This is a genomic window from Roseobacter denitrificans OCh 114 (assembly GCF_000014045.1).
GTDB classification, from domain to species: Bacteria; Pseudomonadota; Alphaproteobacteria; order Rhodobacterales; family Rhodobacteraceae; genus Roseobacter; species Roseobacter denitrificans.
Window position 1 is genome coordinate 2815454 of sequence record NC_008209.1, and the last position, 16208, is coordinate 2831661.

14 protein-coding genes are annotated in these 16208 nt (G+C 57.5%); 4 read left to right on the forward strand and 10 right to left on the reverse strand.

Translation table 11 applies throughout. From position 1 onward, the window contains the following. Positions 1–65: 65 nt before the first annotated feature. From RD1_RS13515 to RD1_RS20450, 5 genes are all read right to left on the reverse strand, one after another. Positions 66–1142 carry a sn-glycerol-3-phosphate import ATP-binding protein UgpC gene (locus RD1_RS13515; protein ID WP_011569074.1) on the reverse strand — a complete coding sequence of 359 codons (1077 nt, stop codon included), beginning with the start codon at positions 1140–1142 and terminating at the stop codon, positions 66–68. After that, positions 1142–1987: an ABC transporter permease subunit gene (locus tag RD1_RS13520; protein ID WP_011569075.1), complete on the reverse strand. Its 846-nt coding sequence runs from the start codon at positions 1985–1987 to the stop codon at positions 1142–1144. The genes RD1_RS13515 and RD1_RS13520 overlap by 1 nt, the downstream gene beginning before the upstream one ends. Continuing rightward, positions 1987–2865: an ABC transporter permease subunit gene (locus RD1_RS13525; protein WP_011569076.1), complete on the reverse strand. Its 879-nt coding sequence runs from the start codon at positions 2863–2865 to the stop codon at positions 1987–1989. The genes RD1_RS13520 and RD1_RS13525 overlap by 1 nt, the downstream gene beginning before the upstream one ends. A 73-nt stretch (positions 2866–2938) precedes the next feature. Beyond that, a complete protein-coding gene (locus RD1_RS13530) occupies positions 2939–4234 on the reverse strand; it encodes an extracellular solute-binding protein (protein ID WP_011569077.1) in 1296 nt (431 codons plus the stop codon). A gap of 182 nt (positions 4235–4416) precedes the next feature. Then, positions 4417–4947, reverse strand: a complete 531-nt coding sequence (locus RD1_RS20450) for a 2'-5' RNA ligase family protein (RefSeq protein ID WP_011569078.1) — start codon at positions 4945–4947, stop codon at positions 4417–4419. 171 nt (positions 4948–5118) lie between these two features. Between RD1_RS20450 and RD1_RS13535 the strand changes: the two genes are divergently transcribed. Then, a complete protein-coding gene (locus RD1_RS13535; RefSeq protein ID WP_011569079.1) occupies positions 5119–6198 on the forward strand; it encodes a PLP-dependent cysteine synthase family protein in 1080 nt (359 codons plus the stop codon). Positions 6199–6231: 33 nt separating this feature from the next. Here the strand turns inward: RD1_RS13535 and RD1_RS13540 are convergent, their stop codons facing one another. Genes RD1_RS13540 through RD1_RS13550 form a run of 3 tightly spaced genes read right to left on the reverse strand, consistent with a single transcriptional unit; the run spans position 6232 to position 9237 of the window. Next, a complete protein-coding gene (locus tag RD1_RS13540; protein ID WP_011569080.1) occupies positions 6232–7236 on the reverse strand; it encodes an ABC transporter substrate-binding protein in 1005 nt (334 codons plus the stop codon). Then, complete coding sequence (locus RD1_RS13545) at positions 7215–8579, reverse strand: sensor histidine kinase (RefSeq protein WP_011569081.1); 1365 nt, start codon at positions 8577–8579, stop codon at positions 7215–7217. The genes RD1_RS13540 and RD1_RS13545 overlap by 22 nt, the downstream gene beginning before the upstream one ends. Then, positions 8572–9237: a response regulator transcription factor gene (locus RD1_RS13550; RefSeq protein WP_011569082.1), complete on the reverse strand. Its 666-nt coding sequence runs from the start codon at positions 9235–9237 to the stop codon at positions 8572–8574. Before RD1_RS13550 ends, RD1_RS13545 begins: the two co-directional genes overlap by 8 nt. 108 nt (positions 9238–9345) lie before the next feature. Between RD1_RS13550 and RD1_RS13555 the strand changes: the two genes are divergently transcribed. The 3 genes from RD1_RS13555 to RD1_RS13565 all read left to right on the forward strand — a co-directional run bounded on the left by RD1_RS13555 (position 9346) and on the right by RD1_RS13565 (position 12403). After that, entirely contained in the window at positions 9346–10332 is a 987-nt protein-coding gene (locus tag RD1_RS13555) for a Bug family tripartite tricarboxylate transporter substrate binding protein (RefSeq protein ID WP_011569083.1), read from the forward strand. 72 nt (positions 10333–10404) lie between these two features. Continuing rightward, positions 10405–10890, forward strand: a complete 486-nt coding sequence (locus tag RD1_RS13560) for a tripartite tricarboxylate transporter TctB family protein (protein WP_011569084.1) — start codon at positions 10405–10407, stop codon at positions 10888–10890. Between the two features lies 1 nt (position 10891). Beyond that, complete coding sequence (locus RD1_RS13565) at positions 10892–12403, forward strand: tripartite tricarboxylate transporter permease (protein ID WP_011569085.1); 1512 nt, start codon at positions 10892–10894, stop codon at positions 12401–12403. Between the two features lie 390 nt (positions 12404–12793). Here RD1_RS13565 and lon read toward each other — a convergent pair whose 3' ends face one another. Continuing rightward, positions 12794–15205, reverse strand: coding sequence for an endopeptidase La (gene lon / locus RD1_RS13570; protein ID WP_011569087.1), 2412 nt, complete (start codon positions 15203–15205; stop codon positions 12794–12796). A gap of 198 nt (positions 15206–15403) precedes the next feature. Continuing rightward, positions 15404–16087 (reverse strand): methyl-accepting chemotaxis protein, encoded by a 684-nt coding sequence (locus RD1_RS21400; RefSeq protein ID WP_011569088.1) that lies wholly within the window; start codon positions 16085–16087, stop codon positions 15404–15406. Between the last annotated feature and the right edge of the window lie 121 nt (positions 16088–16208).

Genomic DNA, 16208 nt, shown 5'->3' on the forward strand with positions numbered 1-16208 from the left:
CCGTGATCAGTAAAAGATGATCGACAGCCGTCCGCCGCGCGCTGGTCCCGGAAACCATCAGATGGTCATTTAAGCCGCTCACCCGTGTCCGTGCGGAAGATAAACGCCGCATCCGGATCAAAGCGCAGCCTCAGTTTGTCATCCGGGTTGGGCAGCAGGGTCTGTGACCCCTTGAGGCAGACTTCCTGCGGCTCCCCCTCACCCGAAAACACACCGTCAATGGTCCCGTAGATCAGGTTTTCGCCGCCATGTTGTTCGACAATGTCAACGTTCATCATGACCTGCCCTTCGGGGTCGATGGTCATGACGTCCGGACGCACGCCAAGCTTGAGATCCACGCCCATGGGCAGATCGGAAAAACCGCCGATGCGCAAATCACCATTCACAATCGCACTGCCATCAAATGCCACCGGGATCAGGTTGATCTGCGGCGCCCCGATGAAAGAGGCCACAAAAAGCGTCGCCGGATTGGAATAAAGCTCCATCGGCGCGCCCATCTGTTCGATCTGCCCCTCGTTGATGACGGCCAGCCGGTCTGCGAGGGTCATCGCTTCGGTCTGATCGTGGGTCACATAGATAGAGGTCACATTCATGCGCCGTTGCAGTTTCTTGATCTCGATCCGCATCTGAACCCGCAGCTTTGCATCGAGGTTTGACAGTGGTTCATCAAAGAGGAACACCTGAGGGTGGCGCACAATCGCACGCCCCATGGCCACACGCTGGCGTTGCCCGCCCGACAGCTGGTTGGGCTGGCGGTCCAGAAACTGATCAATCTTGAGCATTGTCGCAGCGTCGGTAATGCGCCGTTCAATCTCCTCCTTGTCCATCTTGCGGTTTTTCAACCCATAAGACATGTTTCCGCGCACCGACATATGCGGGTAAAGCGCGTAGTTCTGGAACACCATCGCCACGTCACGTTCGGATGGGGAGACATCGTTTATGACCCGATCCCCAATCAGGATCTCCCCCGACGATATGCTCTCAAGCCCCGCCACCATCCGCAGCAGGGTGGATTTACCACACCCCGATGGTCCAACGAAAACGATCAATTCGCCATCGTCAATTTTCATATCGACGCCAAAGATCGCCTCGGCACCATTGGGATAGGTTTTGCGGACTTGTTTCAGTTCAACCTGAGCCATTATTTCTCACTCTCGACGAGGCCCTTCACGAACCATCTTTGGAAAATCAGCACAACCAACACCGGTGGCAGTGTCGCCAGAATGGTCAGTGCAAATGCTTTTTGGAATTGAGGCAACTCCCCCCCCTCATTGAGGACCTGATAAATCTGCTTGATGCCGATCACCAGCGTGTAGTTTTCCTCTTTCGTTGTCATGATCAGCGGCCAGAGGTACTGGTTCCACCCCACCACGAACATGATGATTAGGATCGCCGCGATCATCGTGCGGCTGAGCGGGACGAGAATGTCCTTGAAGAACCCCCAGGCCGTGGCGCCATCCAGCCGCGCAGCCTCCAGTAATTCATCCGGGACAGACCGGAAGAACTGACGGAAGAAGAACGTCCCCGTCGCCGAGGCGATCAGCGGCAGGATCAGCCCCGTCTGCGTGTCCAACAGCCCCATATTCGCGACGACCTCATAGGACGGGATGATCCGCACCTCCAGCGGCAACAGCAGCGTCATGAAGATGACCCAGAACAGCGGCACACCGAGGCGAAACCGGAAATAGACGATCGCATAGGCTGCCAGCATCGAAATGATGACCTTGCCGATGGCAAAGCCGATACCCAGGATCATCGAGTTTTGCAGCATTGTCGTGGCGGTGACCTGTTTCATCACGCCGCCTTCGACAAAGAGCACTTCGTTGTAGGTCTCGACCAGATGGGGCCCGGGCCAGAATTGCAGCCCCTCGCGCAGGATCGTTTCGGGCGCATGGGTCGAGGTCGCAAAGGCGACCCAGACCGGCAGCGTCATGAAAAGCGCACCGATGATCAGGATGATGTGGGTGGAAATCGGTGTACGGTCCATCAGTAATGCACCTTTCGCTCGATATATCGGAACTGCACCACGGTGAGCGCCAGAACCATGATCATCAAAACAACAGATTGCGCGGATGACCCGCCAATATCTGCCCCGCGGAAACCGTCCTGATAGACCTTGTAAACCAGCGTCGCGGTGGAGCCACCGGGTGCGCCCTGCGTTGTCGTGTCGATGATCCCGAAGGTTTCAAAGAAAGCATAGGTGATGTTGATGACCACCAGAAAGAAGGTCGTCGGCGCGAGCAGCGGAAAGGTGATCGTCCAGAACCGCCGGGTGGAACTGTTGCAATCCATCTTGGCCGCTTCCTGCACCGATTTCGGGATGCCCTGCAGACCTGCAAGGAAAAAGATGAAGTTGATGCTGATCTGTTTCCAGACCGAAATCAGGATGACAACGAAACTGGCGTCCACAGGGTCCAGCTTGTGATCGAAATCAAACCCGATGACGTTCATGAAGCTGTAAAGATCCCCGATGATCGGGTTGAACATCAGGTTGCCCATCAGCCCCGCGACAGGGGGCGCAATGGCATAGGCCCACATCAGCATCGTTTTGTAGGTGCTTGCGCCATGGATCACTTCGTTTGCCTTGACCGCCAGCAACAAGGCCAGCGCAAGGGACAGAAACGTCACCAGTGACGAGAAAACGAGCGTGAAACCCGCCGCCTGTAGCCATGAGGCATTCAGGATCGTGTCGCTGTAGTTCTTGAACCAGACAAATTGCGAAGACAGCCCGAAAGCGTCCTCAAGCAGAAACGACTGGTAAATCGCCTGTGCGGACGGCCAGAGAAAGAAGATGCTGATGATAATGATCTGCGGCGCAATAAACAGATATGGAATGGCGCTGTGCTCAAATTGAACGCGCTTCATACATTCCGACCCCTTTGGTTTTTATGATTGGGCCAGCGGGCGATCTCACCCGCTGGCCTGTCGTTACGAACGCTTAGTTGACGGTTGCGTGGAACCGGGCAAGCAGGGCGTTGGCTTCTTCTTCCATGGTTGCAAAGGCTTCATCAACCGTGGCTGTTCCCGAAAAGATGTCTTCATAGGCGTTGTACATCGCTTCGCGAATCTGAACGTAAAAGCCCAGACGGTAGCCCTTGGTCCATTCACCCGCAGGCTGGTTCAGTTGCAGGACACCGACCTCGGCATCTGGCGTGGACTCGTAGTAGCCATCCGATTTGGCCAGCTCATAGGCCGCATTGGTGATCGGCACATAGCCTGTTTCCTTGTGCCAGAAGTACTGCACTTCGGGGCTGGCAAGGAAGTTCAGGAAATCAGCGGTCGCTTCATTCTCTTCATCGCTCTTGCCGGCCATCGCAAAGAGCGCCGCACCGCCGATGAAGGTGGCTTTGGGCTCGTCAATGATGGCTTCCCAATAGGGCAGATAGGTCGTGCCGAAATCAAATTCGGCGCTGGCTTTCAAACCGCCAAATGAACCGGACGACCCAAGCCACATGGCAACTTTCTGTTGCACGAATGCGTCCTGGTTGTCGCCCCAGCCCCGTCCGTAAAACCCGTAATACCCGGCATCCAGCCATTCCTTGACCTTGGTCCAATGGGTTTTCATCGCATCGTTGTTGTACAGGATTTTCACATCCGTGCTGTCATAGCCGTTGTTGCCGGTAGCCAGCTGCAGATTGTGACGGCTGTGAAAGTTCTCGGAAAAGATCCAAGGGCTGTGGCTTTGTGCCAGCGCCTGATACCCGGCTTCCTTGATGGCAGGTGCCATCGCTTCGAACTCTTCCCATGTGGTGGGTGGGGTGTCGATACCGGCCTTGGCAAGGATTTCCTTGTTGTAATACAGCAGCGGCGTGGAGGAGTTGAACGGCATGCCGATCATCTTGCCTTCGCTGTCAGCATAGAAGTTGCGCACGCCTTCGATATAATCGCTCGCGTCGAAACCGCCCTCGTATTGCTCCAGCAAATCAGCGACCGGGATCGTGGCACCGGGGGCATTGATGATGGTTGCCGCCCCGGCGTCAAAAATCTGAATGAGGTTTGGTTGCTGGCTGGCACGGAAAGCCGCGATACCGGCTGTCATCGTATCCTCATACCCGCCCTTGTAGGTTGGTACGAGAACATAATCCGTTTGGCTGGCGTTATACTTTTCCGCAACTTCTTCAACGACTTCGCCAAGACGGCCGCCCATGGCGTGCCAGAACTGGATTTCTGTCTGTGCCCATGCGCCGGATGCAAAGGTGGCGAATCCCGCAGTAAGCAAGGTGATAGATTTCATCGGATACTCCCTAATTGAAACTGTTTCATACAGCTTTGGTTCTTATGATCAGATGGTGACGTTTCCATGACAGGACGCCACCACGAAACGATCCCAGTCACCGCGCAGAGAATGACCCAAAAGACGTGACTGTCAACCAAAACGCTCAAACTTCGCCACGTTCCTGCGCCAAAGGCCTCGCGCTAATTCAGATGCTCAACATGAATGGCGCGCCAATCCTCGATGGCGATCTCCTTGGCGGAAAAGACGACTTTCAACTCATGCAGTGTCAGGGTCTGACCGACAAGGCGGTCAGACAATTCCTGCAGGGCCTGTTGCCCCGGTTCACCCGCAGGCAGACCATAGGCAAGGCTCAGATGTGGCCGAAAAGGCTGCGGCAACGCCATGCCGAGCGCTGACGCCAGTTCCGCCCGCGCCGATGTCACCGCCTCCGTGATATCCAGATCCAGAAACAGCGACATGAAAAAATCCGCCGTTTGCGACACGCGGCTGATGCACGCCGTTGTCTTGGGCAAACGCCCCGACAGCGACCGGCAGGCCGCAACAGTAAGCTGCGGGGCGGTGCGCAGATCCCCCAAAAGCGTCACATGCGGTTCAAAGACGGCCGTGCCAAACCGCTGAGCATAAGCTGCGATCTCTTCCGTTAGGGGTGGCCCCTGCCCGATCTGCGGGCAGAGCCAGACCGAATGTGGCACTGGTTTGTTGTGGTCCAATTCCCGTTTCCCCAAGGCTGCCGCGTGGCCAAAGTCGATCGGTTTTCATCAAGGCGTGAAACCCGGCCCGGCCTGTGGCATAGTAACACGGCGTCGCAAAGTCACCACCAGAGCAATCTTGTCTGAACACGCGCCGCTTGGCTGGACGCATATCATGGGAGAACACGTAAAATGTCAGCAGATCACATCCGACAGACGAAAGGCCGGGGCAGGCTTTATGACAGCGTCCTTGACACGATCGGGAACACGCCGGCCATCCGGATCAATCACCTCGCCCCCGATCACGTGACGATTTATGTGAAGGCCGAGTTTTTCAACCCCGCCGGCTCCGTCAAGGATCGTCTGGCGGTGAACATCATAGAAGCGGCAGAGCGTGCAGGCACATTGAAACCGGGACAGACCGTGGTGGAGGCCACAAGTGGCAACACCGGCATCGGCCTTGCCATGGTCTGTGCGCAAAAGGGCTATCCGCTGGTTGTGACCATGGCGGAGAGCTTTTCGGTGGAACGGCGGCGGCTGATGCGGATGCTCGGGGCCAAGGTCATCCTGACCCCCAAAGCGGAAAAAGGTTTTGGGATGTATCGAAAAGCGGTGGAGCTTGCAGAACAAAACGGCTGGTTTCTGGCGCATCAGTTTGAAACGGGCGCCAATGCGGCGATCCATGAAAACACGACAGGGCCTGAAATCGTGGCGGATTTCGCGGGTGAGCGGCTGGATTACATCGTCACGGGCTATGGCACCGGGGGCACGGTGTCCGGCCTTGGGCGCGTGATCCGCAAGGAGCGGCCAGAGACAAAAATCATCCTGACCGAACCAAGTAACGCGCAGCTTCTGGGCAGTGGCCATGCGCAGGAGCGCAACGCAGACCACTCGCCAGCCGTCAGCCACCCCGCGTTTGAGCCGCACCCCATTCAGGGCTGGACACCGGATTTCATCCCGGCCGTTCTGCAGGAGGCTGTGGATGGTGCCTATTATGACGAACTGCTGCCCATCGCCGGTGCGGATGGTGTCAAATGCGCGCGGCTTCTGGCGCAGAAAGAGGGTATTTTCACCGGCATTTCGGGCGGGTCGACCTTTTCGGTGTCACTGGAAATCGCCAAAACTGCACCACCCGGCTCGGTGATCCTGTGCATGCTGCCCGATACCGGCGAGCGGTATCTTTCGACCCCGCTGTTTGAAGGCATCGTTGAGGATATGGACGCCGAAGAGCAAGCAATCTCACGCTCCACACCCGGGTATCAAATGGGATAAGGGGGGCTGCGCACAGGGATGTTTGCGGGAAGGCTATTGTATCATCGCATCCACCCATTCGGCCAGAAACCCCTTGCTTTTCAGGGCGTCGAGATAGGTCAATAGCGCGGGGCTGAGTTCAATCATGCCCTGCCCCGCTGCGTCGCTGTTCAATTCCAACATCGGCAAGAGCGCGTTTGATCCCGACCCGGACGCGGGCAACAGGTGCCGCATGAAGTCCCTTGAGATCTCCGGGTTCGGGGTCTGCCCGGAAATCAAGGCGGAGCGCATCATGATCGTCTGAAAATCACTGGGCAGGATGATCTCTAGCTGATCCGCCAGATCGGCGCGCGCGGCGGCGTAGCTGCCCAGCACATTATAGGCCAAAAGGATTCTACCCGCTGCCACATCCTCGATCATCGCGCCGGAACAGCAATAGAGCTGCGCGTCAAGGTTGCCCATCACCTCCATCAGGCGCCAATATGTTTCAGACGTGCGCGCATCCTGCGTGGCAAACAGATATCCAAGCCCCGATTGACGCACGTCATAAGTGCCCACACGCGCGCTGAACTGCTCCGGATTGTCGCGCAGCACCCGGATCACCTCTTGCCGGGTCCGCGGCAGATCCCGCCCCTCAAACGCCTGCCGATTGAGCACAATCGCTGCCGGTTCGGACGTAAAGGCAAACAGCGTGTACCGCCAATGCGCCCAGTCGGGGTATCCCGGCATATCCATGGGCTGCGCAAACCCGTCATTGGCCAGTTTGAACTGCAAATCCATCGCGCTGGAAATCACGATGTCATAGGCGTGCGGGGACTGGCGAAAGAGGGTGTTCAAATCCGCTGTCCCGGCTACGAAATAGTCAATTGCCACATCGCTGCGGCGCGCGACAAATGCGGCAAGAACCGGAGCGAATAACGCAGTATCCGTGCTGGATAAAATTCGCAGCGTGATCGGCGCATCGCTTACGCCAAACCGCTGTCTGTCTTCCCATTCCCGTGCGGGCGCGACCGTGCCAAACAGGATCAAACACAGGGTCAGAACGAGAGCGTGACGCATGCGCCCCCCTCCTTTCGGTTGCTGAGGGTCAAGGCCCCGCCGTGGGCCTGTGCGACGTCCTGCGCGATGGTCAGGCCCAGCCCGGAGCCGGTGATCCCCACCGCATTGCGTCCACGTGCAAAGCGATCCACAAGGCCCGCCATCTGATCGCAGGGAAAGCCCGGCCCCTGATCACAGATCGTCACCCGACCGGCAGATTCCTGATCAACGCGGATGGTGATCTCGCTCTCGGCGGGGGCATATTTCAACGCGTTGTCGATGAGGTTGCGCATGGCGTTTTGCACCAGAATGGCATCCGCCAAAACAATCACCTGACGCTCCGCCTGCACGTGAAATGTAATATCTTTCATCTCTGCCACGGGTTCCAGCCGGCTGACCAGTTCGGCCACAAGCGCTGTCAGATCAAGGCTTTGCCGTTCCAGATGGTCGGCGCGAAAGGTGATCATTGCATGATCCAGCAATTGCCCCGCCGCGCGCGAGCTTTCGTCAATCGCCCGCACCATGGCGCGCAACGCCTTGCGGTTTTCTTCCTTTTCGACGCGCTGCAGGGTTGCTTCGGCGTGCGAGCGCACGGTGGCCAGCGGCGTGCGGACCCGGTGCGCAGCCTCAGCGATGAAATCCTCAGAGCGTTGCAGCGACTGATCCAGTCGGCTCATCAGGTTGTTCAGCGAAGACACCAGAGGCACCATTTCCTTGGGCACCGGCTTTTCAACCGGGCTCAGGTCTTGCGGGCCGCGCCGTGTGATGGATGAAGTCACCCGGTTCAGCGGCCCGATGGTGGCCGAGGTCACCCAAAAGGACAAGGCGGCCGCCATCGCAAAAAACCCCAGCCCAAACAGTGCGACGGTATTGGAAATATCCCGCAAAGTGCCCGACAGAGCATCCTGCGTTTGCGCAACCGAAACCGAAATCACCGTCGCGCTGTCGGTCGCAAAAAGCCTGCGCGCATCTGACGTGATCCGCACCGGCGCGCCGTTGAACTCATCCGTCCAGGATATGGCGTCAAAACCGGCGCGCGCAGGACGCGGCAGCAGCGGATAGCCCGACAACAGCACGTCATCGCGGTAAATGGCGTAGAAAACCCGGTCATCCAGATCGGTGTTGAGCATGGCGAGCGCAGCATAAGGAAAGTCAATCTCAAGACTTCCATTGCGAATGACCGCCGAATCCAGAATCGAAGAAACCGATGCACTCAGGATGCTGTCCTGACCTTGCTGGGCAATCTGTGTCGCATAGGCGCGCGTGAACAGGTAAATCAGAACCGCCAGCACCGCCGCACCGCCGATCAGGCCAAGCGTCAGGCGGCGGCGCAGAGATGCCGAAGAGCGGACCGCCTCAGACATGTTCCAGACTATACCCCAAACCGCGCGAGGTTTTGATCCGCAATTGCGACGGCTCAAGATGTTTACGAAGGCGACCGACATACACCTCGATCGCATTGTCGGAGACATCTTCGTCGTAGGAAAACAGCCGATCCACCAGCTTCTGTTTCGAAAAAAGCTGCCCCGGGGCGTTGATGAACAACTCAAGCAGCCGCAGCTCCCGGTTTCGCAGCTTAACGGATTGGCCCGCGACGCTCAGACTGCCCCGGACCGGATCAAAGATCACATCGCGCAGCTGCGTGACGGTTTGCGCAGACCCCGCCCGACGGCGCAGCACCGCACGGCAGCGCGCCTCAAGTTCCGCGTGGTCAAACGGTTTGGTGACATAGTCATCCGCCCCCAGATCCAGCAGGGTGATTCTGTCTGAAACCTGCGAGCGCGCCGTCAGAACGATGACCGGCGTGTCCTTCTGGCTTTGACGATGCTGTTGCAGAAAGTCGCGCCCATCCCCATCCGGCAACATGATGTCAAGCAGGATCAGATCATAATCGCCCACCTGCGCATAGGCCATGGCGTCTTCAATTTTCTCAGCATGATCAATCACATGGCCATCCAGACGCAAACGCGCCAACACCGCCTGCGCCAATTCAATGTTGTCTTCCACCAAAAGAAATTTCATCGTTGCATTTCGCATGAAGCGGCCGCGTGACAGGTCCATGTCAGGTTGCCATGTTTGAGTGCAATCAACTGAGCCGGAACAGCTACAGTTGTCAAATGGGAGGAACACATGAGTACATTGAAACTGGGCCGTCGGGCCCTGATTGGCGCGGCTGTGGCCGCAATGAGCCTTGGCGCACCAGCCTTTTCGGATGGTCATCAGGCGGTTGAGAGCATCCACTTCCTGATCCCGGGCGGTGCCGGCGGAGGCTGGGATGGCACGGCGCGCGGCACGGGCGAAGCGCTCACCGCCGCAGGTCTGGTCGGCACAGCCTCATACGAAAACATGTCAGGCGGCGGCGGCGGCAAGGCCATTGGCTATCTGATCGAGAACGCAGACAGCAATCACGGCACCCTGATGGTGAATTCCACACCCATCGTGATCCGGTCCCTGACAGGAGTGTTTCCGCACAACTTCCGGGATCTGACGCTGGTGGCGGGCACCATCGGTGACTATGCCGCCATCGTGGTGGGCAAGGACAGCCCCGTCAACAACATGGCCGACCTGCTGGCAGCCTATGACGCGGACCCGAATGGCACAGCCATCGGTGGCGGGTCGGTGCCGGGCGGCATGGACCACCTCGTGGCGGCCATGGTCATGGAAGCCGCGGGCAAGGATGCGCTTGGCGTAAAATACATCCCCTATGACGCGGGTGGCAAAGCGATGGCGGCCCTGCTGTCAGGTGAGATCGCCGCTCTGTCGACCGGGTTTTCCGAGGCCGTCGACTTGGCTGAAGCCGGCGAAGTCAAGATCATTGGCGTGACATCAGACGAGCGCGTCAGTGCCGCACCCGATGCCATGACGATGAAGGAACAGGGTATCGACACAACCTTCATCAACTGGCGTGGTTTCTTTGGTGCGCCGGGCCTGCCCGCAGAGAAAGTCGCCGCCTATCAGGATGCGATCGCCAAGATGTACGACACGCCCGAGTGGGAAGAAGTGCGCGCCCGCAACGGATGGGTCAACATTCACAACCCCGGCGATGACTTCAAAGCCTTCCTTGAAGAGCAAGAGAAAGTCATCGGGGACCTGATGAAAAAACTGGGCTTTTTGTAAAGCCCGGTTGACCGGGGCGCGCAGCTGATCGCGCCCCGGTCGTTTTACGCTTTGACTGCTCTGGGGGGTACTATGGCGCTGGATCGCTGGATCGGACTTGTCTTGCTTGGTGTGTGCCTGATTTATGGCTATGCGGCCTGGTTCACCATGGACGACAGCCTCGCCCCCTTCATGCAGCGCAACCCGATATGGCCCTCGACCTTTCCAAAGGTGCTGTCGGTTCTGGGCATCCTTGCTTCCCTATTCATCGTGCTGGGCTTTGAGAAGGGCGAGGCGAAGGTCGGCGATATCGATTACAGGAAGCTCTGGGAGTATAATCTCGGTCAGGCCTTGCTGCTTCTGGCGCTGATGGCCGCCTACGCACTGTTGTTGCGCCCTGCCGGTTTTCTGCTCTCGACCTCGGGCTTTCTCATCCTCGGCTCCGTCATTCTGGGGGAGCGCAGGATCATTCTGACCGTGATCATCGCGGCCATCGCCACAGGTATCGTGTGGTATCTGGTGCAGGTCATCCTGGGGATTTTCCTGCGTCCACTGCCGCTATTTCTGGGAGCCACATGACATGCTCGAAGGACTGCTGATCGGCCTGCAAACGGCCCTGTCGATCCAAAATCTCGCAATGGTGATTGGTGGGTGTCTCATTGGCACGTTCATCGGCATGCTGCCGGGTTTGGGTCCGATGTCCATCATCGCGATCATGATTCCGGTTGCCATTTCACTGGGCGATCCCTCTGCGGCGCTCATTCTGCTGGCGGGCGTTTACTATGGTGCGATCTTTGGCGGCTCGACCTCGTCGATCCTGCTGAATGCGCCGGGCGTGGCAGGCACGGTCGCCAGCAGCTTTGACGGCTTCCCGATGGCGCGACAAGGCAAGGCGGGCAAGGCCCTGACCATCGCGGCCATCGCGAGTTTCGCAGGCGGGACAATCGGTGCGATCCTCTTGATGGTGTTCGCACCAATGCTGTCATCCGTTGCGCTGCTGTTCCATTCGGCTGAATATTTTGCCCTGATGGTCGTGGGCCTGTCGGCCATCGCCGCCTTTGCAGGCACGGGTCAAGTGGCCAAGGCGATCATGATGACCGTGCTCGGCCTGATCATGGCAACCGTTGGCGAAGGTGCGCTGTTCAACATGCCCCGCTTCACCATGGGGTTGATGGACCTGCAATCGGGCTTTGGGTTCATCACGCTGGCCATGGCGATGTTCGCCCTGCCAGAGGCGCTGTTTCTGGTCCTCAAACCCCGCCAAAGCAAGGAAAGTGACGGCGATATCAAGGATTTGCGCATCACCCGTCAAGAGGCACGTGCCATCGCGCCCGTGATCGGGCGCCAATCCGTGCAGGGCTTCTTCATCGGTGTTTTACCCGGTGCCGGGGCCACAATCGCGTCCTTTCTGGGCTACGCTGTGGAACGCAACATCGCGAGCAAGGAAGAACAGGAGCAATTCGGCAAAGGATCGGTAAAGGGTCTCGCCGCGCCGGAAACAGCAAATAACGCCGCCTGCACCGGGTCATTTGTTCCCCTGCTCACCCTCGGCATTCCGGGCTCGGGCACAACAGCGATCCTGCTGGGTGCCTTGATTGCGCTGAATGTGACGCCCGGTCCCCGCTTGATGCTGGACGCACCGGAGGTTTTCTGGGCCGTCATCATGTCAATGTTCATCGGTAATCTGGTCTTGCTGGTCCTGAACCTGCCCCTCATTCCTTACATTGCCAAGGTCTTGTCGATCCCGCGCAATTTCCTGATCCCGTTCATTTTGTTTTTCACGCTGATGGGGGCGTATATCGGCCAGAACAACGCGACCGAACTGTTGTTGCTGGTAGGGTTTGGCATCTGTGCCACCATCTTGCGATTTGCCGACTACCCGCTTGCGCCCCTCCTGATCGGGTTCATCCTCGGCGGCATGCTGGAGGATAACTTTGCCCGCTCCATGCAGCTTTATGATGGCATTTCCTTTGTCTGGGAACGCCCGATGACTCTGGGCCTTCTGATCATTGCGGCCATCCTCATCATCCTGCCGAGCTACCGCGCGCGCCGGGCAAGACTACGTGCGAGCGGGATTGCAGACGGGGATTGAAGCGACGCGGTCTCTCCCCCTTGCCTGACCTCACGTGCTCAGGCTGTTGCGGCAATGATTGGGGTCTGCCACCGCTATGTGTCCGTCTATGATAGGCGATGCCGGGCTTGCAGGCGGAATAGGGCTACAACGCGGCAAGACCACCGGCCCGCGCGATGCCGTCTTTCGATTGCAGCTGGGTCACATCGGCGTTCAACGCGCCGGGCCTGTGCGTGTCCTTTGACTGCGGCCCGTTGTGTCGCACGGCACCCGTATTGGACCGGCGGGGTCAAGCCCGGGCTGTGTGCCCTCGCCTATCTGTTCACCCAGCGGCAAGGGCATAGTTCTTTCGCGAAGAAAAAAGGCGCACCATGACGGCGCGCCTTTATTTACCGGTATCTGCGAAACAGATCAGTGCGCTGTGGCGCTGTCACTTGTATCGCTCGAACGCGCCAAAGCCGCCGCCGCAGCGGCATCTTCGGCTTCCTGATCCCATTCAATCCCCTCGGGCTTGCTGATCAGCGCATGTTCAAGAACCTCGGACACATGGGACACGGGGATAATGTTCAACCCTTCTTTTACGTTGTCGGGTATCTCCGGCAGGTCCTTGGCATTTTCCTCGGGGATCAGCACGGTCGTGATCCCCCCGCGCAGCGCCGCAAGAAGCTTTTCTTTCAAACCGCCGATCGGCATGGCATTGCCCCGCAGCGATACCTCACCGGTCATGGCGATATCCTTGCGCACCGGAATCTGCGTAAGCACAGACACGATGGAAGTCACCATGGCAAGACCGGCAGACGGACCATCCTTGGGCGTCGCGCCGTCGGGAACATGCACGTGAATATCAATGCGGTCGAACTGTGGCGGCTTCACCCCAATCTGTGGGCTGACCGAACGCACATAGCTTGATGCCGCATCAATGGATTCCTTCATGACATCGCCCAGTTTGCCCGTGGTCTTCATCCGACCTTTGCCCGGCAAGCGCAGCGCTTCAATGCTCAAAAGCTCCCCGCCGACCGACGTATAGGCAAGCCCGGTCACAACACCGATCTGGTCTTCCTTCTCGGCCAGACCATAGCGGTACTTCTTCACCCCAAGAAATTCGTCGAGGTTCTCATCAGTGACGGATACCGTTTCGGCCTCTTTCTTGATAATCTTGGTCAGGGATTTTCGCGCCACCTTGGCGATTTCGCGTTCCAGATTCCGCACGCCCGCTTCCCGCGTATAGGTGCGGATCATTTCGCTTAACGCACTGTCCTGCAACTCAAATTCCTTGGCCTTGAGGCCATGGTTCTTGATTTGCTTGGGGATAAGGTGCTGCTTGGCAATCTCACGCTTTTCATCTTCCGTGTACCCAGCAAGCGGAATGATCTCCATGCGGTCAAGCAATGGGCCTGGCATGTTGTAACTGTTGGATGTGGTCAGGAACATCACATTCGACAGGTCGTACTCGACCTCCAGATAATGATCCACAAAGGTGGCGTTCTGTTCCGGATCCAGAACCTCGAGCATGGCGGAAGCCGGATCGCCGCGGAAATCCTGCCCCATCTTGTCGATTTCATCGAGAAGGATCAGCGGGTTGGTTGTTTTCGCTTTCTTCAGAGCCTGGATGATCTTGCCAGGCATGGAACCGATATACGTGCGGCGATGCCCGCGAATCTCGGATTCGTCCCGCACACCACCGAGGCTGATGCGTATGAACTCTCGGCCCGTCGCACGCGCCACGGATTTGCCCAAAGACGTCTTACCCACGCCGGGAGGCCCGACGAGACACATGATCGGCCCCTTTATCTTGGTCGAGCGTTGCTGCACCGCCAGATATTCCACGATCCGTTCTTTGACTTTTTCGAGGCCAAAGTGATCATCATCCAAAATCTTTTGCGCACGGCTCAGGTCTTTTTTGACGCGCGATTTGGTGCCCCAGGGGATCGACAGCATCCAGTCGAGATAATTGCGCACGACGGTCGCCTCGGCAGACATCGGGCTCATGTTCTTGAGTTTCTTGATCTCCGCTTCGGCCTTTTCACGCGCCTCTTTGCTCAGCTTGGTGTCGGCAATCTTTGCCTCAAGTTCGGCCACTTCATTCTTGCCGTCCTCACCATCGCCAAGCTCCTGCTGGATCGCCTTCATCTGTTCATTCAGATAATATTCGCGCTGCGTTCGCTCCATCTGCGACTTGACGCGCGTCTTGATCTTCTTTTCGACCTGAAGCACGGACATCTCGCCCTGCATCAAACCATAGACTTTCTCAAGCCGCTCAGACACGCTGAGCGTCTCGAGCAGATCCTGCTTTTGTGCGACTTCTATGCCAAGGTGCCCTGCCACGAGGTCTGCAAGTTTGGCCGGCTCTGTCGATTCGCCAACCGCTGCAAGCGCCTCCTCGGGCACGTTCTTTTTGACCTTGGCATAGCGCTCAAACTCATCCGTAACCGTGCGCAGTAGCGCCTCTGTCGTGGCTAAATCGCCGGGCATTTCAGTGAGATACTCCGCCCGAGCTTCAAAAAAGCTGTCGTTTTCGATGTATTCAGAGATCCGGACCCGCGCCTGTCCTTCGACCAGCACTTTCACCGTGCCATCGGGTAATTTCAGCAGTTGCAGCACGTTGGCGAGAACGCCGGCCTTGAAAATACCGTCGCTGTCGGGATCGTCTTCGCCCGGGTCGATCTGGCTCGACAGAAGTATCTGCTTATCGTCTGACATCACCTCTTCAAGTGCGCGCACTGATTTATCACGCCCTACGAAAAGGGGGACGATCATATGTGGGAAAACCACGATGTCGCGCAGCGGTAATACTGGATATGAGGCGTTAAGAGGCTCTTGCATGCTCTTTCCTTGTTTTTGGCAAGATGGAACTGGTCCTGCCCGTGCAGCAACGCTTGTCCATCTCCGTTTCACGAAAGTTAAAATGGGGCGCATATCCCCTGAAATCAACCTAAGTGCCGATCTGGTGACCAGAATGGCTTCAGAAATCCCAAATCACAAGGTGCTCAGCGCAGTTTTAGGCATGAGCCGTATAACAAATCAGGACAGATGGTCCGTGAGTGAGACCGAAAGCGATGAGACACGAGAGGATAGGGTTTTCACCTCGTCCGCAATTACCGTGAACCCCTTGCCGGCATCCCCGGCACGCGCCGCTTCGATGGATGCATTGGTGGCAACCATATTGATCACTCGCCCGATTTTCCCGATTTCCAGCGCGATTTTGTTTGTCTTTTCCAACGCTCTCGATTTATCGGCTTCTGTCAGTTCAAGAAAGAAACCGGCCAGTTCACTGGTCAGTTTGTTGAGGCCCTTCGCCACCCGCGTACAACACAAATCATACATGTCCGGTGACGGGTTGAACCCGCGAATACCATCTGTTTCACACGGCGTGCACCGCTCAAGCATACGCGACAGTTCGGCGAGGTCCCTCGTCACATGTTTGACCCGTTCCGATAACTGTCCCGGCAACTCGATCTGCAGCGGCTGGAGGTGGTCAACCTCCATCCTTCCGAGGCTTTGATGGGCCTTTTTCACATCGCTGAGCGCCTGCATCAACTCCTCGGGCGCCACCACCTGCGCATCCGTCGTATCACCCTGCATGTGGAAGACGAGCACCTGCATCGCGGCCACGCGCGCGGCAGCGACACTGTCGCGGATTTCATGCAGCGATTTTTCCAGCGATACAGATTCGTCTGCGTTAAATTGAGCGGTAACCGCGTTCATCTGCTCTCTCCCGATGCAATTATACGCGCCTGTGTAAAGGCATTTGGTTTAAGCACAGGTTAATCCCCGCTGAAATCCAGCATCGCGGGGAGAACTTCGCGGATAAAAAATAATGTCAGTA